The 26576-nt window shown below is 61.9% G+C and carries 18 protein-coding genes; 7 read left to right on the forward strand and 11 right to left on the reverse strand.

Annotated features, from left to right (window positions below):
- Positions 1-32 precede the first annotated feature (32 nt).
- A complete protein-coding gene (locus OKC44_RS00565) occupies positions 33-950 on the reverse strand; it encodes a flagellin N-terminal helical domain-containing protein (RefSeq protein ID WP_073349730.1) in 918 nt (305 codons plus the stop codon).
- Positions 951-1530: 580 nt separating this feature from the next.
- Entirely contained in the window at positions 1531-2451 is a 921-nt protein-coding gene (locus OKC44_RS00570; RefSeq protein ID WP_073349729.1) for a flagellin N-terminal helical domain-containing protein, read from the reverse strand.
- A gap of 416 nt (positions 2452-2867) precedes the next feature.
- On the opposite strand from OKC44_RS00570, the gene OKC44_RS00575 reads away from it, so the two are divergent.
- Both OKC44_RS00575 and OKC44_RS00580 read left to right on the forward strand, forming a co-directional pair.
- Positions 2868-3500 carry a trimeric intracellular cation channel family protein gene (locus tag OKC44_RS00575; RefSeq protein WP_270810427.1) on the forward strand — a complete coding sequence of 211 codons (633 nt, stop codon included), beginning with the start codon at positions 2868-2870 and terminating at the stop codon, positions 3498-3500.
- Between the two features lie 101 nt (positions 3501-3601).
- Positions 3602-3994, forward strand: a complete 393-nt coding sequence (locus OKC44_RS00580) for a hypothetical protein (protein WP_039214967.1) — start codon at positions 3602-3604, stop codon at positions 3992-3994.
- A gap of 76 nt (positions 3995-4070) precedes the next feature.
- Here OKC44_RS00580 and thiI read toward each other — a convergent pair whose 3' ends face one another.
- The gene (gene thiI / locus OKC44_RS00585; protein WP_270810428.1) at positions 4071-5519 is read right to left on the reverse strand and encodes a tRNA uracil 4-sulfurtransferase ThiI; all 1449 of its coding nucleotides are present in this window, start codon (positions 5517-5519) and stop codon (positions 4071-4073) included.
- Positions 5520-5697: 178 nt separating this feature from the next.
- Between thiI and OKC44_RS00590 the strand changes: the two genes are divergently transcribed.
- The gene (locus OKC44_RS00590; protein ID WP_270810429.1) at positions 5698-6657 is read left to right on the forward strand and encodes a hypothetical protein; all 960 of its coding nucleotides are present in this window, start codon (positions 5698-5700) and stop codon (positions 6655-6657) included.
- 101 nt (positions 6658-6758) lie between these two features.
- Here OKC44_RS00590 and pbpC read toward each other — a convergent pair whose 3' ends face one another.
- From pbpC to OKC44_RS00605, 3 genes are all read right to left on the reverse strand, one after another.
- Positions 6759-9167 (reverse strand): penicillin-binding protein 1C, encoded by a 2409-nt coding sequence (pbpC, locus tag OKC44_RS00595; RefSeq protein WP_270810430.1) that lies wholly within the window; start codon positions 9165-9167, stop codon positions 6759-6761.
- Positions 9133-14022: an alpha-2-macroglobulin family protein gene (locus OKC44_RS00600; protein ID WP_442865685.1), complete on the reverse strand. Its 4890-nt coding sequence runs from the start codon at positions 14020-14022 to the stop codon at positions 9133-9135. Before OKC44_RS00600 ends, pbpC begins: the two co-directional genes overlap by 35 nt.
- A gap of 165 nt (positions 14023-14187) precedes the next feature.
- Positions 14188-15876: an FAD-dependent oxidoreductase gene (locus OKC44_RS00605; protein ID WP_270810434.1), complete on the reverse strand. Its 1689-nt coding sequence runs from the start codon at positions 15874-15876 to the stop codon at positions 14188-14190.
- Positions 15877-16010: 134 nt separating this feature from the next.
- Here OKC44_RS00605 and OKC44_RS00610 point away from each other — a divergent pair, with 134 nt between their 5' ends.
- The 3 genes from OKC44_RS00610 (at position 16011) to OKC44_RS00620 (ending at position 20562) form a co-directional block, all read left to right on the forward strand.
- Positions 16011-18950, forward strand: a complete 2940-nt coding sequence (locus OKC44_RS00610) for a sensor domain-containing phosphodiesterase (protein ID WP_227289778.1) — start codon at positions 16011-16013, stop codon at positions 18948-18950.
- A 65-nt stretch (positions 18951-19015) separates the two neighbouring features.
- A complete protein-coding gene (gene pflA, locus OKC44_RS00615) occupies positions 19016-19834 on the forward strand; it encodes a pyruvate formate lyase 1-activating protein (RefSeq protein ID WP_011705579.1) in 819 nt (272 codons plus the stop codon).
- Between the two features lie 86 nt (positions 19835-19920).
- Positions 19921-20562: an energy-coupling factor ABC transporter permease gene (locus tag OKC44_RS00620; RefSeq protein WP_227289780.1), complete on the forward strand. Its 642-nt coding sequence runs from the start codon at positions 19921-19923 to the stop codon at positions 20560-20562.
- Positions 20563-20613: 51 nt separating this feature from the next.
- Here the strand turns inward: OKC44_RS00620 and OKC44_RS00625 are convergent, their stop codons facing one another.
- The 4 genes from OKC44_RS00625 to OKC44_RS00640 form a co-directional block, all read right to left on the reverse strand.
- Positions 20614-21306, reverse strand: a complete 693-nt coding sequence (locus OKC44_RS00625) for an ABC transporter permease (RefSeq protein ID WP_039214955.1) — start codon at positions 21304-21306, stop codon at positions 20614-20616.
- A 3-nt stretch (positions 21307-21309) separates the two neighbouring features.
- Entirely contained in the window at positions 21310-22050 is a 741-nt protein-coding gene (locus OKC44_RS00630) for an ABC transporter permease (RefSeq protein WP_011705576.1), read from the reverse strand.
- Positions 22051-22254: 204 nt separating this feature from the next.
- Positions 22255-23028: an ABC transporter substrate-binding protein gene (locus OKC44_RS00635; protein ID WP_011705575.1), complete on the reverse strand. Its 774-nt coding sequence runs from the start codon at positions 23026-23028 to the stop codon at positions 22255-22257.
- A gap of 65 nt (positions 23029-23093) precedes the next feature.
- Positions 23094-23864, reverse strand: a complete 771-nt coding sequence (locus OKC44_RS00640; RefSeq protein WP_011705574.1) for an ABC transporter ATP-binding protein — start codon at positions 23862-23864, stop codon at positions 23094-23096.
- Positions 23865-24397: 533 nt separating this feature from the next.
- On the opposite strand from OKC44_RS00640, the gene OKC44_RS00645 reads away from it, so the two are divergent.
- Positions 24398-25300, forward strand: coding sequence for a lysine exporter LysO family protein (locus OKC44_RS00645; RefSeq protein ID WP_073352391.1), 903 nt, complete (start codon positions 24398-24400; stop codon positions 25298-25300).
- A 109-nt stretch (positions 25301-25409) separates the two neighbouring features.
- On the opposite strand, the gene iadA is transcribed toward OKC44_RS00645, so the two are convergent.
- Entirely contained in the window at positions 25410-26540 is a 1131-nt protein-coding gene (gene iadA / locus OKC44_RS00650) for a beta-aspartyl-peptidase (RefSeq protein ID WP_270810438.1), read from the reverse strand.
- Between the last annotated feature and the right edge of the window lie 36 nt (positions 26541-26576).

Genomic DNA, 26576 nt, shown 5'->3' on the forward strand with positions numbered 1-26576 from the left:
TCTCTCCCATTTCAATCAGCCACAGTCCATCGTTAGCCAAGCAGAGATAGAGCCGACTGAGGACGTTGATTGGCTTGTGCTAATACACTTGAGGCCGCTTGCTGCAAAATGTTCTGCTTGGTCATATTGGCGGTCTCGGTGGCAAAGTCCGCATCGCGAATACGCGAGCGGGCAGCAGACACGTTCTCCGAGATATTGGCCTGGTTGCGAATGGTCGAATCCAACCGATTCTGCACTGCACCCAGCTCGGCACGCTTACTATCGACCACCCCCAGCATGGCATCTGCTGCGGCCAACACCTTTTGTGCCTCACTCTGGCTACCGATATTGATGCCACCAGAACCACCACCAGTAAAAATAGTGCTAATGCCAACAGCTGTCGTCACACTACCAGTCGAGCCGCTGATGACATCGATCGTGGTTCCCGCAGCGACAGAAATTCCAGAAATACTGAAACCATCGGTCTGAGAGAGGCTAAAACCGATAGTCTGGTTTGCATCCGCCCCAACCTGGAAAGATCCACCAAAAGAACCGTCGAGCAGCTTGGTACCTGCAAAGGTGGTATCTTTCGAAATTCGGTTGATTTCAGAACCGAGCTGGTCAACTTCTTTTTGCAGAGCAGCACGATCCTTATCTGAGTTGGAACCGTTGGCAGATTGCTGAGCTAGAGTGCGCATCCGTTGCAGCATGCCGGTCACCTCATCCATAGCGCCTTCCGCTGTTTGCGCCAACGAGATGCCATCGTTGGCGTTGCGGTTACCTTGATCCAGACCGTTGATTTGTGAAGTCAAACGGTTGGATATTTGCAAGCCAGCCGCATCATCTTTGGCGCTGTTGATACGCAAGCCAGATGCCAAGCGAGTATACGAAGTATCCAAAGACTTGCTGGTATTCATCAGGTTACGCTGGGCGTTCAGTGATGATGTATTGGTGTTGATATACATAGCCATAATAATTTCTCCCGAAGAACATGCGACTGCGGGTTGCGTCGCCTAAACGACGTCCCACCGTTAGAAGAGCAGGTTGAACATGCCTCTCTCTTCTGGCGGGTGGCTGTTTGAACGAACAGGCCACCCGCAGTAGTGCAAACGTTGGATTCCGAACACCCCTCGATTGCTTCACTTTATGTAACGGCCTCAAGACGACAAGCTTTAGGAAAATCCTTGCCGAAAGCGGCAATTTTTATCCGGCAAGCGGCAAATGACAACGTTCAAAGGAGGCACCACATTATGCCCGGTTGGCATAGTGGTGTATTCGCAGGGCGAGATAATCTTGGCACGTTTTGTGCTAAGTCAAGAAGGAGTGACGTCAATTTGACGACACAATAAAAAGAGGCCGGTAAACCGGCCTAAAGTTGAGCATATGCTCAGGAGAATATGACCAAGGGTGACAGAACTGAACATCTGGACAACCCTTGGCATTACTAGTAGAGAATGTATTCTCACCCGATAGAACAGAGTGCTAACCCGAACACCCCTTTGTTCCATCTCTTGACCAGGGCGGCCTGAACAACCGCCCTGTTTTCTTTTGTTAGCCCTGCAACAGTTGGAGCGCGGCCTGCGGGCGCTGGTTGGCTTGCGACAGAACGCTAGATGCAGCCTGCTGCAGAATGTTCTGCTTGGTCATATTGGCGGTCTCGGTGGCAAAGTCCGCATCGCGAATACGCGAGCGGGCAGCAGACACGTTCTCCGAGATATTGGCCTGGTTGCGAATGGTCGAATCCAACCGATTCTGCACTGCACCCAGCTCGGCACGCTTACTATCGACCACCCCCAGCATGGCATCTGCTGCGGCCAACACCTTTTGTGCCTCACTCTGGCTACCGATATTGATGCCACCAGAACCACCACCAGTAAAAATAGTGCTAATGCCAACAGCTGTCGTCACACTACCAGTCGAGCCGCTGATGACATCGATCGTGGTTCCCGCAGCGACAGAAATTCCAGAAATACTGAAACCATCGGTCTGAGAGAGGCTAAAACCGATAGTCTGGTTTGCATCAGCCCCAACCTGGAAAGATCCACCAAAGCTCCCATCTAACAGTTTGGTGCCAGCAAACGTTGTCGCACTGGAGATGCGGTTGATCTCTGCGCCCAGCTGATCCACCTCTTTTTGCAACGCTTCACGATCCTTGGTAGAGTTGGAACCGTTTGCTGATTGTTGAGACAGCGTACGAATGCGCTGCAGCATACCGGTCACTTCATCCATCGCCCCTTCGGCAGTTTGTGCCAGAGAGATACCATCGTTGGCATTACGGTTACCTTGATCCAGTCCGTTAATCTGAGAGGTCAGACGGTTGGAGATTTGCAGGCCCGCGGCATCATCTTTGGCGCTGTTGATACGCAGGCCAGATGCCAAACGAGTATAAGATGTATCAAGTGATTTGGTCGAGTTTGTCATATTACGCTGAGCGTTGAGTGACGAAACGTTAGTATTGATATACATGGCCATAACTATTCTCCTAAGCTATTAAATTTACTATCTAATTTGCTCGAACTTTATTGTCTTTCCTGTTCGATTCGTCTTATTTAACGGCCTATTTTTCGATGTCTTTAGCATTATTTTCAACGCTTCATCGCATTAACGCCGCTTACCCTATTTATCGGCATGTTCTCGTTGAACTTGAGGAAAAAAATGCCCTGTTCTCCCTGTAAGGTTCATGAGGCAAACAACAGAGGGCGATGGATGAGACAGTGTGAGCCTTGCCGGCGATCTGGCACCGCTCTGGCGCCATGACACCAACCGGCATCATCACCGCCCGCAAAAACTTGGTCTGGCTCCCACTTCTTGCAGGCAGCCATTGGTCAGACGCCGCAATCCCCCCTAAAATCGCGGCCCCATCAACAATTGGACGTGAGTTGTTCTCCATGCAGACACTGGTTGAGCAGATTGTTTACATCAGCGACATGTTTGGTACTGCGGTATTCGCGTTTTCGGGGGTTTTGGTGGCAGGCCGCCTCAGGATGGACGGTTTTGGCGTCATGGTATTGGCGGCAGTCACTGCCATCGGGGGCGGTACCATCCGCGACATGATCCTGGGGGCCACCCCCGTCTTCTGGGTACGCGACCCGCTCTACATCTGGGTGGTGATAGCAACAGCACTCATCGGGATGTGGATGGTCAAGCTGCCCCGCCGCATGCCCTGGTACGTGCTGCCGGTCGCCGACGCCTTCGGGCTGGCACTCTTTACCGTGATCGGGGCGCAAAAAGCCCTCAACTTTGGTACATCGGGGTTGATCGCCGTCTTGATGGGCACCATGACAGGGGTGGCCGGCGGCATGATCAGGGACGTGCTGGCCCGTGAGGTGCCCATGGTCTTGCAAAAAGAGATCTATGCCACCGCCTGTATCCTGGGGGGCATCCTCTATACCCTGGCGCTGGAGATAAACGTGGATCGGGTGACCGCCATGCTCATCTGCATGACGGGGGTGTTCGGTTTGCGAGTGGCGGCCATCTATTGGCATTTGTCACTGCCCACCTTCTCCCTGCAGCGCAATTGATGCCGTGGTCAGGGGTCGAGTCGCACTCCTGGCCAGGTTGCGTTGAACCAAGCAGGCTTTTCTGTTGTCATAAGGTCCAGTGTTGTAAGCCGGAATCCCTCATGCAAAAACTTGGACTCATCACATCACTGCTATTGATGAATGTGGCAACGGCGCAGGCCGAAGCGCAGGTACTGTTTGGACGGCTCGCTTCCACCCCGGTGCAGCAGTTCAACCAGCAGATCCGACAGGCAAGCACTGCCCAGCAGAGTTGGGTCAATGACTATCGTGAAGTGGCATTGCGTTTTGTCGGCCACAGCGACATCCCCAGTCGCATCCAGGCACAACAGCTGGATAACGATCTGGTGCTCTCCGTTGCCCTCGACGGCACCAAGAGCGACATGATCTACATCCTGACCCTGTTTCGCAGCAACAACCTGTGGCAGATGCGCCAGGCGGAGATGGGGTGGCGCTGTCAGGGGCAATCCACCTTTACCCCGGTGCCCTGCCCTTAACGAACATCATCTCCCCCGAGTGAAATAAAAAAATCCGGCTCATGGCCGGATTTTTTATGCATGCGTGAACGTCACATTACGGACGGTACACCTTGACGTTGGCAAAGCCTTTCTCTTTCAGATAGAGCGCCTGCAGCTTGCTCATCACGCCGCGATCGCAGTAGAGCAGGTAGGTCTTCTCCTTGGGCAGATCGCCAAAAGCGGTAGCCAGCTTGAAGAAGGGGATATGCATGACCTCACGCCCTTCCACCAGCAACGGCTTCTCGTCGTGCTCGTCCATGGAGCGGATATCGAGGATCACCTCGTTGTCACCGCTTTCGGTGGTGGTCTCCACTTCCTGCACCTCGGCGGCGGTCTCTTCACCGATGCGACGAATGTCGAGGTAACGGGCCTCGGCCACCACCTTGTCCAGAATGGCGAAGTCGAAGTTCTCCTCTTCCGCCTCGATGCGGGAGAGCTCGGCCTTCACGGTCGGCTTCTTGGAGATGACACCGCAGTACTCCGGCATGGTTTCGGCAAACTCCAGGGTGCCGATGCGACGGGCTTCACTGATGATGTCCGGCTTGTCCCAGGTGATGAGCGGGCGCAGGATCACCTTGTCGGTCACCCGGTCGATGACGTTCAGGTTGGTGAGGGTCTGGCTGGAGACCTGACCCACACACTCACCGGTCACCAGCGCCGGGATCTGGAACTCGTCGGCCACCTTGGCGGCGGCACGCATCATCATCCGCTTGAGCACCACGCCCATCTGGCCGTTGTCGATCTTCTCGAGGATCTCGGCCACCACCGGCTCGAAGTCCACCGCGGTGAAACGCACTCGGTGGGAAGAGCCGAAGCGGTTCCACAGGTGATAGGCCACCTGCTTGACGCCGATCTCGTGAGCGGCCCCACCCAGATTGAAGAAGCAGTAGTGCACCCGGCAGCCGCGCTTGATGAACTGGAAGGAGGCCACACCGGAGTCAAAACCGCCGGAGATGAGGCTCAACACATCTTCCTGGGTCGCGATGGGCATACCGCTCAAGCCCTGATGGATGGCGCTGACGATGAAGAGCTCTTCGCCATCGATCTCGAGGTTGATCTTCACATCTGGGTTCTTAAGGCGCACGCCGTTGCTCACGCAGTGCTGGTTCAGGCCACCGCCCACGTAGCGCTCCACTTCGAGGGAGGAGAACTCGTGCTTGCCGTGGCGCTTGGCGCGCACGCAGAAGGTTTTCCCCTCGAGCTGGTCACCCCACACGGCTTTCACCTGCTCGAAGATGTCGTGCAGGTCGGTAAACTTGCTGGCCTGCACCTCGAGGAAAGCCTGAATGCCGGGAATGCAGGCCAGGGCTTCGATGGCCTGTTCACGGAACTGGTCATTGCGGGAGCTCACGATCAGCTTGTCCCAATCCATCCGCACCCGGGCATCGTCGTCGAAGCGGCGCAGGACATTGCGGATATTGCCCTGCAGGATCTTGATGAAACGCTGGCGAACCGACTTGCTCTTGATGGTGATTTCCGGGAACAGCTTGATAATGAACTTCATGGTAATGACTCGGGTGACCTTGATTTAAGGGCGCGAATTATATCAGAACTTTGTGGCCAGCGCCTACTGGATGAGCGTTTGCTCACATTCCCCCACGCAATGTTTGCCGCACCGAGGCAATCTTGCGTATATTCCCGAACCTGCGTCCCGGCAACATTCCTGACCACAGACCCATTCGATGAAGACCTATATCTACTACCCCGGCATGGAAGTGCGCGACGAGCTGTGGCTCAAGTTTGCCCTGCTCTATCTGGAGCGGCTCGCCTTCGTCTTCACCGTCAGTGAGAAGAGCGGCCTCACCGCCCTGCTGCAGACGCTCGAACAGGAGACGGATCTGCTGGCCGAGCGGCCGGATGACGCCTTCTTCGCCACCATCACTCCCCAGCTGGAGAGTCAGCTGAGCAGCCTGCTCGCCCCCGACTTCGTGCGTCACAAGGTGTTTGGCAACAAGGAGCTGATCGGTCGCTGGCGCACGCCGGCCAACCACGACTGCTTCTGCCCGGCCCAGGCGGGGCTGGAGCGGCTGCACGGCTTTTGCCTGGCGCACGGTTTTGCCAGTCAGGAAGAGGGCGGGTTCAGGATGGCGCGCCGCTTTGCCAACCTGCTATCCATGCGGCTCGCCCGCGAGTGGGCGCTCGCCAATGAGGGGGCGCTCATCACCGATCACGACTATCTGGACCGGCTGCTCCACCTGCTTGAGTCCCGCTATCACAACCGCGGTGGCCAGGATTGCTTCCATCTGGAGATCCCGCTGCAAGTACCCACTCACTTGGCCGACATCCCGTTTGCAGAGCTGATCGCCCTGCGCAGTCGCAGCGGCTTTCGCCAGCAGCTGGCCGAATTTAATCAGGCGCTCGATGCCCTGCTCGCCATGCTGGGCAGCGGCTACGCCGAGCCCGCCGCGCTGACCCGCTTCGAGCAGGCCCAGCAGGGGCTCAACCAGCTGCTGGGGCCGCAGACCCAGAGTCTGCCTCTCACCACGCTCGTCAGTACTGGCTTACCAGCCATGGCGATGATCCATCGCCTCAAGGCGAGCCATCCGGACAGCAAGCTGGTGTTTCACTCCATCAAGAAGAGCCACTTCCACCAGCGCAAGAGTCAGCACTTCTTCACCCGGCTGGGTCAGGTCAAGCCCTGAATCCGCGACGCCCTGCGGGGAAATCGACAATCCGCTGACGACATCGGAGCCATCCCCCGATGTCGTCAATATTCTGACACCCCAAAGAGAGGCGCCTCCCCTCAGGAGGGATTCTCCAGCCGAAACTCGATGCGATCGCTGTTGCCCGCCTCGTCCACCACCACCAGCTGATAACGACCCGCCTCGCTCAGCACCTGATCCCCATCCCAGCGCAGCCGCTGACCGTTGAGAAACCAGGCCGGCTTGCCAATACCACCCAGCACCTTGGGCTGCAGCCGATAGCGCTGGCTGCGAATAAGATTGCCCTCCCCCAGCGCTACGATGCGAATGGGGGCCTGCAGCTCGGCGCTCTGCCCCTCCCCCGCGCAGCCGCTGGCCAGCAGTACCTGCCGCCGCTCGCCAGGCACCCGCCACGGCTCCAGCGACAATGGCCAAAGCGCCCTAAAACCGGATTGCGCCGCATCCTGGCAACGGGTCAGCGTCGGCTTGCCCGCGGCGGTCAATGCAACTTGACGCAGCGGCGAGGGCCAGTCCATGGGATCCGGCAAGGTGGGAGGATCGCGCCCTTCCAGCAACCAGGCGCTCTGACGCTGCAAACAGGCCTCAGGCAGGGTCGCGTTGGCCTTGCGCCCCAGCGGCCAGCACACTTCGGCCTCGCTCACCGTGTTGGGCTGCGCCGGCAGGGGGCTGTTGTCAGCGAGCCGCGAGTAGACAGAGAGCAGCAGCGGCACCGCCGCGCTCTGGCCGTAAAAACCGGGCATGGGGGTGCCGTCGGGGCGCCCCAGCCAGACGCCGATGGTCCAGCGACCTGAGACCCCCATCGCCCAGCTGTCGCGATAGCCATAGCTGGTACCGGTCTTCCAGGCCAGTCGATTGACCCGGCCGGTCGCCTCACTGGCAAAGGACTGATCCGCCCGCCCCTGCGCGCTCAATATCTGCCAGATGATCCAGGCCGCTCCCGGGCTCAGCAAGGGGCGTGACACCGCCTGCTGCCCCGCCAGCCAGACCGGCATCGCCACCTTCCCCTCGCGGGTCAGCGCACTGTAGAGCGCCACCAGCTGTTCGAGCCGAATGCCCGCCGCCCCCAGCGCGATGGCTGGGTTGGGCTTGTCGGAGAGTGCCAGCCGCACCCCGGCATTGTCGAGGCGGCTGACCAGCTTGTCGGTCCCGAGCGCCTCCAGCACCTGCACCGCTGGCACATTGAGGGATTGCTGCAGCGCCTGAGCCAGGGTCACCGGCCCCTGAAAGGCACCGGAAAAGTTGGCGGGGCGATAATCAGACCCCAGTCTCGGCGCATCGGAGAGCAGGGAGGCCGAGTGCACCAGCCCTTCGTCCATGGCCAGACCGTAGATAAAGGGCTTGAGCGTAGAGCCGGGGGAGCGGATCGCCTGCACCATGTCTAGGTAACCGTGGCGGCGCAAATTGCCATACTCGGCGCTGCCCACATAGGCGCGCACCGCCATGGTTTTGTTGTCTACCAGCAGCAGGGCCGCGGAGGTCTGCTCGGGGAAGCGACGGATATAGCTTGCCACCCGTCCCTCCAGCCAGCGCTGCAGATCGCCGTCGATAGTGGTATGCACCAGCGCTCCCGCCTGATTATCGGCGGCAAGACGGGCAAACAGCGGCGCCTCCATCGGCGTGAAGTGACCGCGAGCCAACACAGGCTCGATGCGCCCCTCCAGCCACACCTGTTCGGGCCAGACACCCTGTGCTACCAGCCGCTGCATCACCTTGTCGCGGGCGGTGCGAGCCCGTTCGGGATGCCGGTCCGGCCGGTTGCGGCTGGGCGCCTGCGGCAGCACCGCCAACAGCGCAGCCTCGGCATAGGTCAGCTTGGCGGCGCTCTTGCCGAGATAGGCAAAACTTGCCGCCTGCACCCCCTCCAGATTGCCGCCAAACGGCGCCCGGTTGAGGTAGACGGTGAGCAGAGTGCGCTTGTCGTAGTGCCACTCCAGTTGCAGCGCGCGCGCCATCTGGCGCAGCTTGCCGGGCACGCTCCTGCGGTAGGGCTCGATAAGGCGGGCCACCTGCATGGTGAGGGTCGAGCCGCCCGACACGGCACGCCCGTAGCGCAGCCACTGACCGATGCCGCGCACCATGGCCACCGGGTTGACCCCCGGATGACGCCAGAAGTAGCGATCCTCGTAGCCCAGCAGCGCCTCGATATAGCGGGGGGAGACCTGCTCCAGGGTCACGGGGTAGCGCCACACCCCGCTGGTATCGGCAAAGGCGCGCAGCGGTCGCCCCTTCATGTCGAGCACCACCCGCGCATAGGCGGGGTCGAGTGGCGGCGGCGGGAAAATCCGATCCAGCGCCAGCAATGACAGCAGCAGTGCGACAACGCCCAGCACCGAAAAGCGCAGCCAGCGCGGCAGATCGCCAAGCCAGCGCCAGCCTGCGCGGCCACTGCGACCCAGGCTCAGCCAACCACGCTGCCAAAAAGTGAGCGGGCGAACCCGCTCAAGGGAGGGTTTGTTACTCAGAGATACGCACCTCGTGGATATCCTCACCCACAGCCCGGATCTCGGGTCGGTACATATCCTCCACCTGGGTCGGTGGCACCTGATAGCGACCCGGCGTCACCGCCCGCATCAGGTAGACCAGCTGCTGGTTGCTCCCCTCGCTCAGATCCAGCGCCGCCGTGTAGCGGTCATCACGAAATTCCTGATGCTTGAGGTAGTCGTTCCACTCGCTCTGCCACGCCGGTTTCCCCTCGATGGAGAGATCTTCGAGCTTGATGCTGTTGCCAAGGGCCGGGTTCTCCAGCTCGAAGCCGGCGGGCACCATCTCCACCAGCAGGGCGTCGGGCACCGCCGATTCACTGCTGACGTTGAGCCGCACCACCACCAGATCGCCGACCTTCACCTTGGCGGGATCAAACGGCTGACCATCGCTGTTGAACCAGCTGCGGGTCACACTCATCCCCTTGCTGACCCGTGCCGGTGCCTGTTCGGGGTAGCCAATCAGGGTACGCTGCACATAGAGGGAGCCCTTGCCCTCGTTGGTGATGGCGCTCGCGGCCAGTGCCTCGGGGGCGCCCTGCTGCAGCGGGGCCGAACCGCTCAGGGATCCACTGCCAAGAGAGGAAGTCATCCTGGCCTGCCAGTCGGCGGCCGGATCGAAGCGGGCGAGTCGAAGCAGGGCGAGCCGCTCCTGGGTGCTGAGCCACTGACGGTGGGCCAAGCTATCGGCCACCTTGGCGCTGAGGGCTGACCAGCGCTCCGCAGCCAGCTTGTGCTGGCGCAGCAGGGAGAGCTCAAGGGCTTCATCGCGCAGTGGCGAGCCGTAATCCCCGAGATAGTCGTCACCGCGCTCGGTCGCCAATGCCCGGCTGAGGGCCTTGGCGGCGTTCTGCTCATCCCCCATGGCCGAGAGCGCCAGCGAGAGGTGCAAGAGCGGCAAGCCGGAGCGGGCGTGATCGGCCTGCTGCTCCCAGATAAGACGTAGGGTAGCGAGCGGCGCCTTGCCCACCCGGGCCAGCACATAGGCGCTGTAGGCCTGATAGGCCAGCCGGCTGTGCTCGGGGGCACTGCTCCAGCGCTCGCCGTACTGGCTGTCGGTGAGATAGCTTTGCAGCCGGTTCAGCGCCTGATTGAGCATGGCCTCCGGCACGGCGTCGCCCGCCTCCTTGCGCGCCAGCAGGTAGTCGGCGGCATAGGCGGTGAGCCACTGCTCCTCGTCGGAGCGACCATCCCACAGGCCAAAGCCGCCGCTTGGCAGTTGCAACCGCTGCAGCCGTTGCAACAGGGCGCGTTGCACGTCCGCCTCGCTCGCCGCTTTCTTGCCCTCTGCGGGTTTGCTCCAGGCGGTGCGCTCATCCGCCGTGGTCAGCAAGTAAGGCCAGGCACGGGACAGGGTCTGCTCCAGACAGGCGTAGGGGTAGTCGGCCAGCGCCTGCCACTGGGCTGCCGGATCCCAAGGGGGAGTGCCGGAGAGGCTGAGCAGCCCCTGCAGATTGCTGCGATCCAGCCCGGCCAGCTCACCTTGCGCAAAAGTCATCTGCTGGCCGGGGGCCAGCATCTGGTAGCGTTGGCGCGTCTCGGCCGGCCAGGGGGAGCGCAGCGGCAAAGTCCAGTCGCGACTTATCGCAAAATCCTTGCCGCTGGCCGCCAACTGCAGGCTCGCCACACCGCTTGCCCCGGTCACGGTGAGCGGCAGGGTCAGCCACTGCTCCTCGCCGTTTTTAAGGGAAAGGGTGCGGGGCAGCTCGCCGTTTGCTTTCAACCCACCATTGAGGGTCCAGACAAGGGAGAGGGTCTGATCCTCGCCGCTCATGTTGCGCAGCTGCACCAGCGCACGGGTCTCATCCCCTCTGGCGCCAAAGCGCGGCCAGCCGATCTCCGCCACCAAGGGCGCCACCACCTTGACGGCACGCTCGGCCTCGCCGACCTGCTGTTCATTCCAGGCCAGCGCCATCAGCGCCAACTCGCCGTTGAAGTTGGGTAGGTCGAGCGGGATCACCGCCTTGCCGCTCTCGTCAAAACTCACCTCGCCACTCCAGAGCGCGGCGATCTCGACCCGGCTCTCCAGCGCGCCACCCTTTTTCAGCGGCGCCCGATCGCCGCCGTAGTTGAGGCGGGCCAGCTTGCCATCTTGCGGCGGGATCACCTGGCCATAGTTGTCGAACAAATCTTGGGCGAAGCGCTTGCGACCAAAGAAGATCTCGAACGGGTCGAGGGGCTGGTAGTCACTGATATTGAGCACGCCCCGATCGACCGCGGCCAGCACCACGCGGCCATGACTGTTGGGGGTGGAGGTGGCGGTCACCTCCAGTCGGGTGAGCGGCACGGCTTTGTCCGGCGCGATCAGGGTGAGCGGCAGACGGCGCGCTTCCCGGTCCAGGGTGAGCGGCACCAGTCCGACTGAACGCAGGCTCTGCCCCTGCGGCTTGCCAACCGGTTTGGAGGCGCTGTCTGGCGCGGCGATCTGGGCCGAGATATGCAGGTCATGGCGCTGCCACTCGGGACTGACCGGGATCTCGAACTCGCCGCGGGCATCCTTGGCCTCGCCACCGGCCCCCTTGAGTTCGATGCGCTGCCACCAGCGCAGGCCGTCGCCATCTTCCACCAACAGCAACCCCTTGCCGGGTCGCGGGGCCACCAGCGTCACGTTGGCCTTGTCGCCCGCCTGATAGGCGCGCTTGTCGAGGGTAATGGCAATCTTGTCGGGCCGCGCCTGCTCGCCACCGCCGCCCCAGGCGTAACTGCCGATCTCCACCCGCAGGCTCGATTGATGGCCCTGACTGTTCTCCACTTCCAATCGATACCAGCCCGCCGCCAGTTGCAGCGTGAGCGGGGTCGGCCCCTTGCCATCCAGCTGCAGGGTCTGCTCCTGCTCCAGATAGGGCTGGCTGTTGAACTCGTACTTCCACCCCTCGCCATCGGCGTAGTGCCAGTAGTAGTCGCGGTACTCGTTGATAAGGCGCACTTTCACCGCACCCGCCACCGGTTGGCCTTGCTTATCGAGGTTGAGGATCTGGAAGGGGAGCGGCTTGCCCCCCTCTACCCGATCAGCCACGAAGTCGGCCTTGAGCGCAGGCCACTGGCTACCCGCAGGCCAGCCATACTGGGTGCGGCTGCGATTGACGGCGCGACCGCCGGGCTCGGCGAGCGACACCCGATAGGCCACCTCCAGCGGCCCGAGAGCGCGCACTCCATCGAGCTCATCAGCTAACGAAAAAGTCCCCTGCCCCTGCGCATCGAGGGTGAGATTGAGGGGTTCAAGATCCTTGCCCTGCTCGGCGAGCAGCACGTCACCCAGGGTGAACTCCTGCCACTGGGTAAAGGGCATGGTGGCACGGCTTAACTTCACCTCCGCCTTGGCCTTGGTGGCACTGGCTGGCGCGCCGTAGAGATAGTCCCCCTGCAGCGGCAGCGTCAGGGCGGTGTCCAAATCTGTGACTTCGCCATCCAGCCCCTTGCCAAGCTGCAGTTTCAGCCGCTCCGGTAAGAACTCCTCCACCAAAAAGGGCCACTCGAAGCGGCTGCCGGCGGCGGTCTTGAGGTTGATGGTCCAGCGCCCGAGCGGCGCATCGTCCGGCAGGCGCAGGCCGTAGTGAGCGGCGCCAAGGCTATCGGGCAGCAGGCGCTTTTGTTCGAGCAGCTGGCCGTCCGGCTGTTTCACCTCCAGCTCCACCGCCATGCCCGGCAACAGCTGGCCATCCTGCCCCTTGAGCAGGATCTCGCTGTCGAGCCGCTCGCCGGGGCGATAGAGATCGCGCCCGCTGAACAGATAAGGCTGCTGAGCCTGCCAGGGCTGGGTACCGAGATCGAAGGTGGAGAGATCGAGCGCTGCCCCATCGAGTCGCAGCACCGCCAGATGGTTGCCCTGCTCGGCCAGCAGCAGGCGAGCCCCCTGCACCTGATCGAAGCGGCGATGGCCTTGCGGATCGGTGTTTTGCACCTGCAGCCGGTTGCCCTTCTCGTCGAGCAGGGAGAGCTGCACATCCTTGAGCGGGTCGGCGCTGGCCAGGGAGCTGACGAACACCTCCAGCTGATCGCGGTAACGGCGGGCACTTAGCCCCATGTCGCTCACCGCGAAATAGGTGGTCTCCTTGCGCCAGTCGTAGTTGCCAAGGGGCGACATCACCGCAAAGTAGACGCCGGCCTCAGCCAGATGCGGCTCCTTCACATTGATGAGACGAGTCTCGCGCCGGTTGGCATCGAGCTCCAGCCCGTAGCGGCCGCTGAACACCCGCTTGGCCCGCTTGGTGATCTGCTCAAGCTCCCAGTTGCCCATGCCGGCACCGGGGCGATACTCGGCCAGGAAACGGGGCAGGTATTCGGCATCGACCCGAAAGAAGTCGATATTGACCTCATCCACATTGACCGCGCTGATAGGCAGGCGCAGCTCGTCGCGCAGCGGCAATACCATGCCACTGGCGGTAAAGGAGGCCCCCGCCTCCAGCGGCCGGGTCTTGAGGGTCCAGCGCTGGGGGGATGGGCCCAGCCCCGCCTTGAGGCTCACCTCGTAGCTCTTGTCGGGTTGCACGTTCGGGAAATAGAGGGTGCGGCCATCGTCGGCGAGGATCCACTCCCCCTGCACCTGCTTGCCCCCTTCACTGACCCCGAGCCAACTCTGCCAGTTTGCCTTGGGCGCCAAGGGGCCGGAGAAGACCAGCGCCAGCGCCGGGGCATCCCGATATTGGCGGGCATTGGCTTGTACGACTGAACTCGGCGCCCCGGCCTCCTGCTGGGCAGCAGGTTGCGTGGTCGGCCCATTGGCAACAGGCTTGTCGGGGCCACAGCCGCTCAGCAGCAGCGCCGTGAATCCCGCCAGCAGCAGGCTCGGCCAGCGGCGCCCGGGAACGGCAGTCTGTTGCGGTGAGGAACAAGAGAAGCGAGGGTGAGAGTCGACGCGGCGCATAAATGTCATCCCTGATTGGCTCGCTGCCAGTGCAGCGCAATAGCCAACAGGATAAGGGATCAGGCTCGCTTGACACAAAACTCATTGCAGTTAAAACGCCGGCAGCCTCCGCCAGATGCAACAGCGCCGACCCTGGGGTCGGCGCTCTCTTGCGGCTGGGGCGAGTTATTCCATCACCGCCATCTGCCAGGTCTTGAAGCCGCCGGAGAGGTTCTTGACCTTGAAGCCGTGCTGGCTCAGCAGGCGACAGGCCACGTGACCGCGCAAGCCTACCTGACAGCTGATGAGCAGCTCTTTATCCCTGGGCAGCTCGTGAAGGCGGCCGCGCAGCTCATCGAGGGGGATGTGCAGCGCACCCGGGATGCGACCCAGCTTGTCGAGTTCGGGGCCATTGCGCACGTCCAGCACCTGCTGATGGGGGTGACGGGCCTCGACCTCCGCTGCGTGGCAGAGCAGGGTATCCCCCTTCAAGTGGTTGCTGGCCACGAAGCCGGCCATGTTGATCACGTCCTTGGCCGAGCCAAAGGGCGGTGCATAGGTGAGCTCCAGATCCTGCAGATCAAACACGGTGAGACCGGCGCGCTGGGCCACCGCCAACACGTCGATGCGCTTGTCGACCCCGTCCTTGCCGATGGCCTGGGCGCCGTAAATCTTGCCATCGGGGGCAAACAGCAGCTTGAGGCTGACCGGGTGGGCGCCGGGGTAGTAACCGGCGTGGCTGCCCGGGTGAACATAAGCCTTCTCAAACGGCAGCCCCAGCTGCAGCAACCGCTTCTCGCTGAGACCGGTGCTGGCCACCGCCAGATCGAACAGCTTGCAGATGGCGGTGCCCTGGGTCTTCTTGTAGGTTTCGGCTCGGCCCAGCATGTTGTCGGCGGCGATGCGCCCCTGCCGGTTGGCAGGCCCCGCCAGCGGGATCAACACAGACTCGCCGGTGACGAAATCGGTCTCCTCCACCGCATCCCCCACCGCATAGATGAAGGGATCCGAGGTGCGCATGCCGGCGTCCACCTTGATGCCGCCGCGGGGCCCCAGCTCCAGCCCCGCCTTGGCGGCGAGCAGGGTCTCGGGCTTGACGCCGATGGCGAGGATCAGCAGGCCGGTATCGAGCCGGGAGCCATCGCTCAGGGTCAGGCGCAATCCACCCCGTTGCGCAGTCGCCACCGCCGAGGTCTTCTCGGCAGGCACATCCAGGCTTTCGATGACAGAGAGGCCGGTGCGCAAACGCAGATCGATCCCCTCCTCCCGGATGCGGGCATGGAGCATGTTGGCCATTTCTTTATCCACCGGCGCCATCACCTGATCGGAGAGCTCCAGCAGGGTGACCGCCAGCTGGCGCTGGTGCAGCGCCTCCATCATCTCCAGCCCGATGAAACCGCCCCCCACCACGGTGACATGGCGCGGCTGATCGTGCGCCAGCGCCGCCAGAATGCGATCCATGTCGGGAATATTGCGCAAGGTGTGCACACCTAGGCTGTCGATGCCGGGGAACGGAGGCCGGATGGGGGCTGCCCCCGGGCTCAGCAGCAGCACGTCATAGGCTTCACGGCGCTCTTCGCCGGTCAGCAGGTTGCGCACCAACAGGCTCTTGCCGGCCTTGTCTATTTCGATGACGTCGTGAAAGACCCGCACATCCACGTTGAAGCGGCGTTTGAAGCTCTGGGGGGTCTGCAACAGCAGGGCATCCCGGTTCGGGATGTCGCCCCCGATGTGATAAGGCAGCCCGCAGTTGGCGAAACTGACGAACTCGCCCCGCTCGAACATCACAATTTCCGCTTCTTCGCTCAGACGGCGAGCTCTGGCCGCCGCAGAGGCACCACCGGCCACACCGCCTACAATCAGGATCCGTTTCATCAGCAAGACTCCAGTCAACGACAGATTGCCGTTAAATTAGTATTTTCTAATTTAGAATTCAATGAAATTTTGTTTGTACCGATTTTGCAGTATTCTTGCCACCCGACAGTCGTTCAACAGGATGTTATCAGTTCATGTCGTCAACCGCGCTCAGTCACCTTTCTTCTGCCAGCCAGACACCGCTGTTCTTTCGTCTGGACGTGCGCAGCCAGCGGCTGGTCGCCCTGACCGATGTGATGCAAACCCCGCTCTACTGGCTCGATGAGCCCAGAGGCCCCTGGCCGGCCCAGTTGCCGGATGCGCTGCGCCTGCCCATCGAGCAGGCGCTCACCAGCGGCCAGGGCGGCAAGCTGGTGCTGCGCTTTGCCGGCCAGCAGTGGCACGTCGCCCTCTCCCACGAACAAGATGCCTTCTGGCTCATCTGCCTGCAGACCCTGCGCCAGGAGCCGGTGGCCGATCTGGCGCTGCACCTGCCGCGCCTGAGCCAGATGGCGAGCCAGCAGCAGTTTGCCGCCATGCTGGAGACCCTCAAGGAGAGCCTGGGGGCCGATCGCCTGATCCTCTGGCACTATCAGGCCAACGGGCCCCTCGGCAGCGAGCAGCTGACCCCGGTCTTCACCCTGGGGGCCGACGATGTGGCTGCCATTCGCGGCGACAGCCGCTACATCCGCGCCCTGCGCACCCGCAAATCCCTGAGCTTTTCGGAGGCGGCGCACCAGCCCATGCTGAGCCAGCACTACTATCTGGCCAATGCGGGGGTGAGCTCGCGCCTGGACGGCGCGTTGCTGGAGCAGGAAAAACTCATCGGCGTGCTGAGCCTCGAATACCTCAACGCCACCCCGCTCAGCGAGGAGATGCTGCAACTGGTGCGGCACAGCGCCCAGCTGCTCGGCCACTGGCAACCGCTCCCCGAACCTGTGCACAACCCAGTTCTGGCCCTGCCGGCCGAGCTCACCCTGCTGACCGGCATCGCCTATTGCCGCGCCCTGGTGCGCTGGGGCATGAGCGTCAGCGGCGCCCGCATCGGCTGGATCGGCGAGTACCAGCCGCGCGGCCAGGAACTGTGGATGATCCCGCGCTGCGTGCTGGAGGGGGAGACCTTCTCGGTACTCAAACCCATCCAGATGGATCCGGGCCCCGGCCAGGAGCTGTTCCAGCACGGCCAGGCGGTCTATGTTGAAGACCTGCCTCTACGCTATCCCCAGGCCAGCCAGCTGCTGGCACTCAATGCCCCCGTCTATGTCGGCATTCCGCTGCACGGCCAGCACGGTGCCCCCATCGGCCAGCTCACCCTGCTGCTCGACACGCCGCTGGCGGACCCCATGCCGCTGCTCGATGCTCTCAGCAGCCAGCACGAGCGGGCCGCCGTTGAACTGCAGCGCTTGGCCGCCGACGAAGCCTTGCGGCTGGCCGAGGTGGCTTTCAACACCCACGACGGCCTGCTGGTGATGGATCACAAGGGGATCATCCTCAAGGTCAACAACTCCTTTACCCGCATCACCGGCTTTGCCGACGATGAGATGATCGGCCAGCATATCGTCCGGCTCAGGCCCACCTACTATGGCGATCACCTGAAGCAGGATGTACGTCAGGCAGTGGCGGCCCAGGAGTTCTGGATGGGGGAAGAGCGCTGCCTGCACAAGGATGGCCACCTGTTCCCGGTGCGCTTGATGGTGAGCGGAGTGCAGGACGAGCACGGCGAGATCAGCCACTACGTCTGCAGCTTCTACGACATCAGCAAGGAGAAAGAGGCGGCGCGCCACATCGAGCAGCTCGCCTATTACGACGATCTGTGCGGCCTCTACAACCGCCGCAGCCTCAACGACATCATGCAGCGTACTCTGCAGGAGGCCGGCGGCCAGTGGGGCGCCCTGCTGCTGGTGGATCTGGACAACTTCAAGTCGATCAACGACTCCCTCGGCCATGCCTGCGGCGATCTGCTGCTGCAGGCGGTGGTGGAGCGGCTCAAGGGGCTGCCGCAGGACAACCTGGTGCTAGCCCGCATCTCGGGGGACGAATTCGCCCTGCTGTTCACCGCCCTGGGCCAGGGCTATGTCACCGCCAAGATCCTGGCCGAGCACTTCGCCCGCGAGCTGATGGGGCTGTTTCGCATTCCGTTCGACATCGAGGATCACAAGCTGCACTGCAGCGCCTCGGTGGGGATCAGCCTCTTCTCCAGCGAGGACAAGGATCACCTGGTGCTGATGCAGCAGGCCGACACCGCCACCCACATGGCCAAGCGATCCGGCCAGGGCAACTATGTGTTCTTCAGCGAGGCGATGGCCGAGAAGGAGAAGAGCAAGCTGGCGCTCAACAACCAGCTGCGCGACGCACTGCGCCACCACGAGCTGCAGCTGCACTATCAGCCACAATACCGGGTCGACAACGGCGCGCTGTCCGGCATCGAGGCACTGCTGCGCTGGCAGCGCAGCGACGGCAGCATGGTGCCGCCGGCGGAGTTCATTCCCATTGCCGAGGAGACCAGCCTCATCCAGGATATCGGCTACTGGGTGATGAAGACCGCCTGCGCCCAATACAGCTTCTGGCTCAACCGCGGGCTGGCCATTCCCCATCTGTCGGTCAACGTCAGCGCCCGCCAGTTCCACACCGTCGGCTTCGTGCAACAGGTGGAATACATACTGCGCGATACCGGGGTGCCCCCCTCCCGCCTGCTGCTGGAGGTGACCGAGTCCGTGGTGCTGGAAAATCGGCTGGAGAGCATCGCCAGAATGCGCCAGCTCAAGGAGCTCGGCATTCTGCTCTCCATCGATGATTTCGGCACCGGCTACTCGTCGCTCGCCTACCTGCGCGACCTGCCGGCAGACGAGGTGAAGCTCGACCGAAGCTTCATTCAGACCCTGGTACACAGCGAACAGGACAAGGCCATCGTCAAGGCAATCCTGGAACTGGCCAAGGTTTTTCGTTTTACCGTCACCGCCGAAGGGGTGGAGGATGAAGAGCAACTTGCCATCCTAAAATCCCTCGGATGCCAGCATTATCAAGGCTTCCTGACCAGCCGGCCGCTCACCGCCAAAGCCCTCGAGAGCCTGCTGGGTGCCGCGGTACCGGGCTAAACATGTAGGATTTATAGGGCTTTATGTAATAAAATAACGGCCTGCTCGAATCATTGGAGTCGTCTATGTCTGTCATTAATCGGATCCCCGCTGTCGAAGTCAGCGCCACCGCCGCTGAAACCAGTGTGACCGCCGATGCATCCGGGGTCATTGGCCGGATCCATTCCGTTGAAACCTGCGGCACTGTCGATGGCCCCGGAATACGCTTCATCGTATTCATGCAGGGCTGCCTGATGCGCTGCAAGTACTGCCACAACCGCGACACCTGGGACACCCAGGGCGGCCGCGAGGTGACAGTGCCGGAGTTGATGAGCGACATCACCAGCTATCGTCACTTCATGAATGCCTCGGGTGGTGGCGTCACCGCCTCCGGTGGCGAAGCCATGCTGCAGCAAAATTTCATCGCCGAACTGTTCGCCGCCTGCAAGGAGAAGGGCATCCACACCTGCCTCGACACCAACGGTTTCGTGCGCCACTACGACGAGCAGCTCGACAAGGTGCTCGACAATACCGATCTGGTGCTGCTCGACATCAAGCAGATCAACGACGACAAGCACATTCCGCTGACCCACGTCAGCAACAAGTACACCCTGGAGTTTGCCCGCTATCTGGCTGCCAAGGGCAAGACCATGTGGATCCGCTACGTGGTGGTGCCGACCTGGTCGGACGACGACGAGAGCGCCGAAGGGCTCGGCCAGTTCATCGCCGAACTGGGAGAGTGCGTCGAGAAGGTGGAGCTGCTGCCCTACCACGAACTTGGCAAGCACAAGTGGGACGTACTGGGCGACACCTATGACCTCAACGGGATCAAGCCGCCCAGCAAGGAGACCATGGACCGCGTCCAGGGCATCCTCGCCAAGTACCACAACAACGTAAAATACTGATAGCGCAGGGGCTGGCCGGGAAAACGCCGGCCCCTTTCACATAGGGCTTCGCCCATCTGCATGCCGTCACCGGACAAGGATCTGCCATGAGTGAAGGACAAGCCGCCGCCCTGCTGCTCTGGGTACTGCTGCTCATATTCAGCCTGCGCGGCACTTTGCTGCGCACCCTCTACCACAATCCGCTCTATCAGCATCTCTGCCTCGGCGGCGCCATCGTGCTGGTACCGCTCTGGACCCTGCGGGCCGGCCTGCACGAGGGACTGGACGTGCACTTTCTCGGCCTCACCAGCCTGACCCTGCTGCTGGGCTGGCGTCTCGCCCTGCTCGCCCCCTGCCTCACCCTGCTGGTGCTCAGCTATTTTGGCGTCATCCCGCTAGCCGAGATCGGCTGGCAGGCCCTCCTCGGCGTGGCCCTGCCGGTCGCCACCACCTGGCTGCTGTTTCTGGCCAGCTGGGCCTGGCTGCCGCGCCACCTGTTCGTCTACCTGTTCGTGGTGGCCTTTCTTGGCGGCGCCCTTTCCATCTCGGTCAAGGTGGTGGCCAGCGCCCTCCTGATGGGCCTTAGCGACACCTACCCCTGGTACACCATCAGCGCCGACTATCTTTCCATCTGGCCGCTGCTGCTCTTCCCCGAAGCGCTGCTCAACGGCATGACCATGACCCTGCTCGCCATCTACCGCCCCCACTGGGTCAACACCTTCTTCGACCGGGAATACCTGGGCCGCTAAGCAACACGCAGCGACAAAAAAGCCCGCAATTGCGGGCTTTTTTTATGGCGTTTACACGGTGCGGGGGCGCAGGTGGGCGTGCCAGCGAGCTTCCCACTTCTTGAACAGCCAGACGATGACGAAGGTCAGCAGCATGTAGAGCAGGCCGGCGGTCAGGAACGCTTCGAACGGGCTGTAGTAGCGGGAGTTGATGATCCGCGCGGCGCCGGTCAGATCGACGATGGTGATGATGCCTGCCACCGCCGAGCCCTGCAGCATGAAGATCACCTCGTTGCTGTAGGCCGGCAGTGCCCGACGAAACGAGTTGGGCAAAATGATCCGGGTCAGGGTCTGCCAGCGGGTCATGCCGAACGCGTTGGCCGCTTCAATCTGCCCCTTGGGCATGTTGAGCACGGCGCCGCGCACGATCTCGGCGGTGTAGGCCCCGGTGTTCAGGGTGAACGCCAGCAGGGCGCAGAACCAGGCTTCGGCAAACAGATCCCAGGCGATGCTGTTTTTCAGCCACTCCCACTGGGCGGCGCCGTAGTAGATGATGAACAGCTGCACCAGCAGCGGGGTGCCGCGAAAGAAGTAGATATAGGCCCAGATCGGCCCCTTGATCAGCCAGTTGCGGCTGTTGCGCAGGATGCCGAGCGGTACCGCCAGCATCAGCCCGAGGATCAAGGAAGCCGCCACCAGCAGTACCGTGGTGTAGAGGCCCTGCCAGTAGGTGGGCCATTCGGTGAGAATGATTGAGAAATCCATGGCTTACCTCGTCTTTATCGCATAGTGACGCTCGGCCCATTTCAGTGCCGAGGTGGAGACCGCAGTGAAGATCAGGAAGATCAGGGCCACCGCCATGTAGAAGGTGAAGGGCAGCTGGGTCGAACCCGCCGCCAGGGACGCTTTGCGCACCATGTCATCGAGCCCGATGATGGAGACCAGCGCCGTGGTTTTCAGCAAGACCAGCCAGTTGTTGCCAAACCCCGGCAGGGCGTGGCGCATCATCTGGGGAAACAGGATCCGCACAAACACCTGGGTTGCCCGCATGCCGAAGGCGCGGGCCGCTTCCAGCTCGCCCTTGTCCACCGCCAGGATGGCGCCGCGGAAGGTCTCGGTCATGTAGGCGCCGAAGATGAAGCCGATGGTGGCCACCCCGGCCGCAAACGGGCTGATGTCGATGTAATCGGGCAGCAGGGAGACCCACTCCTGGTTGGGATTGCTCGCCAGCAGGTAATTGTTGTAGCTCTCATTGACCCAGGTACAGAGGTTGTTGATGAGCACCTGGCCGCCGAAGAACAGCAGCATCATCAGCACCAGATCGGGGATGCCGCGAATGACGGTGGTGTAGGCGGTGGCAAAACCGCGGGCCCACTTGTAGGGGGAGAGCTTGGCCAGCGCCCCCAGCATGCCGAGCACCAGCGCCAGCAGCAGGGAGGCCAGCGCCACTTCCAGGGTGACCCATGCCCCCTCCAGCAGGGAGGTTTCGTATCCTTTCAAATCAAACATATGCGGCTCCATTGCAACTCATTGAGCGGAATCTTCCGTCCCAATATCCTTTCAAACCAAACACATGCAGCTCCATTGCAACTAAGCGGGCCCATCGCTCCCTTGCGAGAGACAACGGGCCCGATGACTACAGACTAGGGTCAACCTGTCGTGATGATTCGCCGCAATTGCGCCGGCGGCTACCGGGGTAGCGCGCCTTCGGGGTTACTCGCCGTACACGTCGAAGTCGAAGTACTTGTCGTTGATCGCCTTGTACTTGCCGTTGGCACGCAGCGCCAGGATGGCGGCGTTGAATTTCTCTTTCAGATCCTTGTCGGCCTTGCGCACCGCGATGCCGGCACCCTCGCCAAACCACTTGGGATCGGTCAGTTTCGGGCCGATGAACTCGAACGCATCGCCACCCTCTTTCTTGAGCAAACCGTCGCTGATGGCGGCGGAGTCGGCCATCACGTAGTCAACCCGGCCGGATTTCAGATCGAGATAGGCCTCGTCTGCAGTGCCATAACGCTTGATGGTGGCGTTGGGGAAGTTGTCGGTGATGTAGGTGTCCATGGAGGTGGCGCGCTGCACGGCCACCGTCTTGCCACTCATGAACTCCTTGTCGAGCTTGATCTCGGTGCCCTTCTTGGCGGCGAAACGGGCCGGAATGTGCTGGTACTTCTGGGTGAAGTCCACCTTCTTCTTGCGCTCTTCGGTGATGTCCATGGTGGCGATGATGGCGTCATACTTGCGCGACAGCAGCGCCGGAATGATACCGTCCCAGTCCTGTTTGATCAGGGTGCACTTCACCTTCATCTCCTCGCACAGGGCGTTGGCGATGTCGATGTCGAAACCTTTCACCTCGCCGCTCGGCTCGGTCCAGGAGAAGGGGGGATAGGCACCTTCCACCCCGATCCGCACCTCTTTCCACTCCTTGGCCATCAGGCTGCCGGAAGACAGGGCAGTGACTATGGCGGTCGCCAGCATCAGCTTGTTCATGTATCTCTCCTTGATAAAATCATCGACTGTTGCAATTGCAGATTATTGGGGATCAGCCCCGGCCATCAATAGATGGAGGAGATGAATTGCTTGAACCGTTCGGACTTGGGATGGGCGAAGATCTCCTTGGGATTGCCCTCCTCCTCCACGCGGCCCTGATGCAAAAACATTACCTTGTTCGACACATCGCGGGCAAACGACATCTCATGGGTCACCACCAGCATGGTGCGCCCCTCTTCGGCCAGCTCGCGCATCAGGCCGAGCACTTCCCCCACCAGCTCGGGATCGAGCGCCGAGGTGGGTTCGTCAAACAGCATCACCTCGGGCTCCACCGCCAGCGCCCGGGCAATGGCCGCCCGCTGCTGCTGGCCGCCGGAGAGGTGACCTGGGTAGTAGTCGCGCCGCTCCCACAGTCCCACCCGGTTGAGCAGGTGTTCCGCCTTGGCCATCGCCTCGGCGCGGGGCACCTTGAGCACCTGGATCGGCACCTCGATGATGTTCTGCATGATGGTCATGTGGGACCAGAGATTGAAGCTTTGAAACACCATGGCCAAGCGGCTACGAATGCGCTCCACCTGGCGCACGTCCTCCGGCAACCGTTCACCGGCCCGGTTGGTTTTCATGCGAATAAGTTCGCCATGGAGGGAAACCGTGCCGGAAGAGGGTGTTTCCAGCAGATTGATACAGCGAAGAAAGGTCGACTTCCCCGAACCGGAGGAGCCGATAAGGGAGATGACATCCCCCTTGTGGGCGGTCATATCGATGCCCTTGAGCACTTCGTGGGTGCCGAAATACTTGTGCAGATCACGAACTTCCAGTGCGGCAACGTCGCTCATCCATTACAACCTTGTCTGTCCCTAGACGCCGCTGGGGCGTGACTCACGCCATCGCTTATTTAACAAAAAGTTAACCGATGGCAACCTTCAGCGAAAATATCACTCGGATAGTTAAAAAACAATACAGAACCGAGGTCTTTGGTGTTTTGTCTGTATTTTTATTGGCCAAACAGGTATTTTTCAGCACTTTGTCTGCATAAAACGCTAATCCACCCTGCCTGACGACACCGCCTTTTTATACCCCCAGAGCAATGCTGGCAAGAAGATTCCTACGTTTTGGCCGCAAGCTATCCAGATTGACTTTATTCAACCATGCAGTACACGCATCCTGTTGAAAAATGGGCCTGTCAGACCCCATTCTGGCTGCACCAGAATGGGCCGGCGCCCCAACAGCGGGCCTCATTTCGCACCAAAAACATAACATATTGATAAAAAAGCTCCGGATGGAGCAGGCAAACACACAAATATGTGACACAGGCCCAATAAGTGATGATAAGGTGTCATTTTTGTCAGTTTTTGTGATCGAGGCCCCGATGTTGCTCAATGTGTTGCTGATCCTGCTGCCGCTGGTAATCGGCTATCTGGTACCCCTCTCCTCTGCCCGTTTGATCAAGCTGGTCAATCAATCGCTGGGCAAGATGGTCTATCTCATTTTGTTCCTGATGGGGCTGGGGCTCGCCTACGTGGAGAACCTGGGCAGCAATCTGGCGGTGATCTTCAAGGTGGCCGGGGTGATGCTCGCCGCCATTACCCTGTGCAACCTGCTGGCCCTCTGGTGGCTGGACAGGCGCTCACCTCCCACCCACGAGGCCAGCGAGGGCCAGATGCCGAGCAAGCTGCATCTGTTGTGGGAGTCGCTGCAACTCTGTTTCGTGGTGCTGGGCGGCGTCTTGCTGGGGCTGCTGGTCGACCTGCGTGCCCTGCCCATCGACAAGTGGAGCGAGTGGGCACTGATGCTGCTGCTGTTTCTCATCGGGGTGCAGATGCGCAACTCCGGCATGCGGCTGCGCCAGATCCTGCTCAACCCCTGGGGCATGAAGATCGCCGTCACCGTCATTCTCAGCAGCTGGCTGGGCAGCCTGCTGGCCGCCCAACTGCTCGGCATGCCGCTGACCCACGGCCTGGCTCTGAGCTCCAGCTTCGGCTGGTATTCGCTCTCCGGCATCCTGGTGGCCGACAAGCTGGGGCCGGTACTGGGCTCCGCCGCCTTCATCAACGATCTGGGCCGCGAGCTCATCGCCATCCTGATCATTCCGATGCTGATGCGCCGTCACCCCTCCGCCGCCATCGGCTATGGCGGCGCCACCGCGCTGGACTTCACCCTGCCGGTCATCCAGAAATCCGGCGGCATCCAGGTGGTGCCGGTGGCCATCGTCTCCGGATTTATCCTGAGCCTGCTCGGCCCCATCCTGATCCTGGGCTTCCTGGCCATCTGATTGCCCCTGAGCCACCCACCGCCAACAACGACAAGCCCGGCACTGCTGCCGGGCTTGTCGTTTAAAAGAGGGGAGCGGGCGTGACAGCCCCGCCGTCAACTAGCAGTCTTCAGGTGCGCCAGCGGCCGCCGCTCATCACCCGCTCGATGTTAAGCGTATCGGGGTCGATCAGCAGCAGATCCGCATCCTGCCCCACCACCAGCGTGCCCTTGGTCGCCAACCCCAGTGCCCTGGCCGGATTGGCCGTCACCACCGCCAGCGCCACCTCCAGCGCGACCCCCTTGCCGCAACTCTCCACCAGTGCCTGCCACAGGCTGCCTATCTGGCCGCAGCGCAGCTCGATGAGGCGCCCCTCGCCATCGAAGCGTGGCAGGCTGGCGTTGGCGTCCGAGCTGAAGCTGATACGATCGGCGGGTACCCCGGCCGCCAGCAACTCCACCAGGGCGTCGGCCGCCAGCCGCTCGCCATCGTCCAGCAAGTCCGGGAAGCTCGAGGTGGTGAGATCGACCCAGCCGCCGGCCCGCCCCCACTCGATGACCTCGGCAAACAGCCAGGGGTTGCGGTTGCAGTGGGTGGGATAGAGCTGACGCAGCGGGATGTCGGTGCCATCGCGCAGGGCCCGCAGCGGCGCCAGCGCCCCGCGCCCGTCCCCCAGATGAAAGAAGCTGACCCCGCTCTTGCCGGCGAGCAGCCCGGCTACCCGCGCCTCGCTCACCAGGCGGGCCAGCTCGTCGTGGGTCGGCGCACTGGATCTGTGATCGCTGATGGCCACCTCCCCCACCCCCAGCACCTCGGGAATGAGCATGATGTCCGACTCCACCGTACCGGTGAGGGTCTTGACCGGCAGATGGTAGGAGCCGGTATACATGAAGGCGCTCACCCCCGCGGCGCGAAACTCGCGCACCTTGCCGAGCACCTGGGCCGGGCTGCGGGTCAGGCTGTCGGTACCGAGCGCCGCCACCAGGGTGGTGACCCCTGCACTCAGCGCCTCCCTTGCCGCCAGCTCCGGCGTGCGAAAACCAAAGCCCCCCTCACCGCCACCGCCGGTGATGTGGGCCAGCGGATCCACCAGCCCGGGCACCAGATAGCGGCCGCGGCCATCCACCCGCGTCAGCGGCCAGTCGGCGGGGACGGACAAGCCACTGCCGATCCAGGCGATGCGGCCATCGGCCACCAACAGATCCTGGCGGCCCAGCGCAGTCGGGCCATAGAGTTCGGCGCCCTCGATCAGGGTCAACATGTGCATGCTCCTCGTGATGATGATGGGCGCCACAAA

The organism is Aeromonas sp. S41-2, assembly GCF_027705845.1.
Taxonomy (GTDB): Bacteria; Pseudomonadota; Gammaproteobacteria; order Enterobacterales; family Aeromonadaceae; genus Aeromonas; species Aeromonas hydrophila.

What these genes read in the sequence shown, in the direction of transcription:
- OKC44_RS00565 (WP_073349730.1), bottom strand. Translation starts at nt 950, where the DNA reads ATGGCTATGTATATCAACACCAATACATCATCACTGAACGCCCAGCGT.
- OKC44_RS00570 (WP_073349729.1), bottom strand. Translation starts at nt 2,451, where the DNA reads ATGGCCATGTATATCAATACTAACGTTTCGTCACTCAACGCTCAGCGT.
- OKC44_RS00575 (WP_270810427.1), top strand. Translation starts at nt 2,868, where the DNA reads ATGCAGACACTGGTTGAGCAGATTGTTTACATCAGCGACATGTTTGGT.
- OKC44_RS00580 (WP_039214967.1), top strand. Translation starts at nt 3,602, where the DNA reads ATGCAAAAACTTGGACTCATCACATCACTGCTATTGATGAATGTGGCA.
- thiI (WP_270810428.1), bottom strand. Translation starts at nt 5,519, where the DNA reads ATGAAGTTCATTATCAAGCTGTTCCCGGAAATCACCATCAAGAGCAAG.
- OKC44_RS00590 (WP_270810429.1), top strand. Translation starts at nt 5,698, where the DNA reads ATGAAGACCTATATCTACTACCCCGGCATGGAAGTGCGCGACGAGCTG.
- OKC44_RS00600 (WP_442865685.1), bottom strand. Translation starts at nt 14,022, where the DNA reads ATGCGCCGCGTCGACTCTCACCCTCGCTTCTCTTGTTCCTCACCGCAA.
- OKC44_RS00605 (WP_270810434.1), bottom strand. Translation starts at nt 15,876, where the DNA reads ATGAAACGGATCCTGATTGTAGGCGGTGTGGCCGGTGGTGCCTCTGCG.
- OKC44_RS00610 (WP_227289778.1), top strand. Translation starts at nt 16,011, where the DNA reads ATGTCGTCAACCGCGCTCAGTCACCTTTCTTCTGCCAGCCAGACACCG.
- pflA (WP_011705579.1), top strand. Translation starts at nt 19,016, where the DNA reads ATGTCTGTCATTAATCGGATCCCCGCTGTCGAAGTCAGCGCCACCGCC.
- OKC44_RS00620 (WP_227289780.1), top strand. Translation starts at nt 19,921, where the DNA reads ATGAGTGAAGGACAAGCCGCCGCCCTGCTGCTCTGGGTACTGCTGCTC.
- OKC44_RS00625 (WP_039214955.1), bottom strand. Translation starts at nt 21,306, where the DNA reads ATGGATTTCTCAATCATTCTCACCGAATGGCCCACCTACTGGCAGGGC.
- OKC44_RS00630 (WP_011705576.1), bottom strand. Translation starts at nt 22,050, where the DNA reads ATGTTTGATTTGAAAGGATACGAAACCTCCCTGCTGGAGGGGGCATGG.
- OKC44_RS00635 (WP_011705575.1), bottom strand. Translation starts at nt 23,028, where the DNA reads ATGAACAAGCTGATGCTGGCGACCGCCATAGTCACTGCCCTGTCTTCC.
- OKC44_RS00640 (WP_011705574.1), bottom strand. Translation starts at nt 23,864, where the DNA reads ATGAGCGACGTTGCCGCACTGGAAGTTCGTGATCTGCACAAGTATTTC.
- OKC44_RS00645 (WP_073352391.1), top strand. Translation starts at nt 24,398, where the DNA reads ATGTTGCTCAATGTGTTGCTGATCCTGCTGCCGCTGGTAATCGGCTAT.
- iadA (WP_270810438.1), bottom strand. Translation starts at nt 26,540, where the DNA reads ATGTTGACCCTGATCGAGGGCGCCGAACTCTATGGCCCGACTGCGCTG.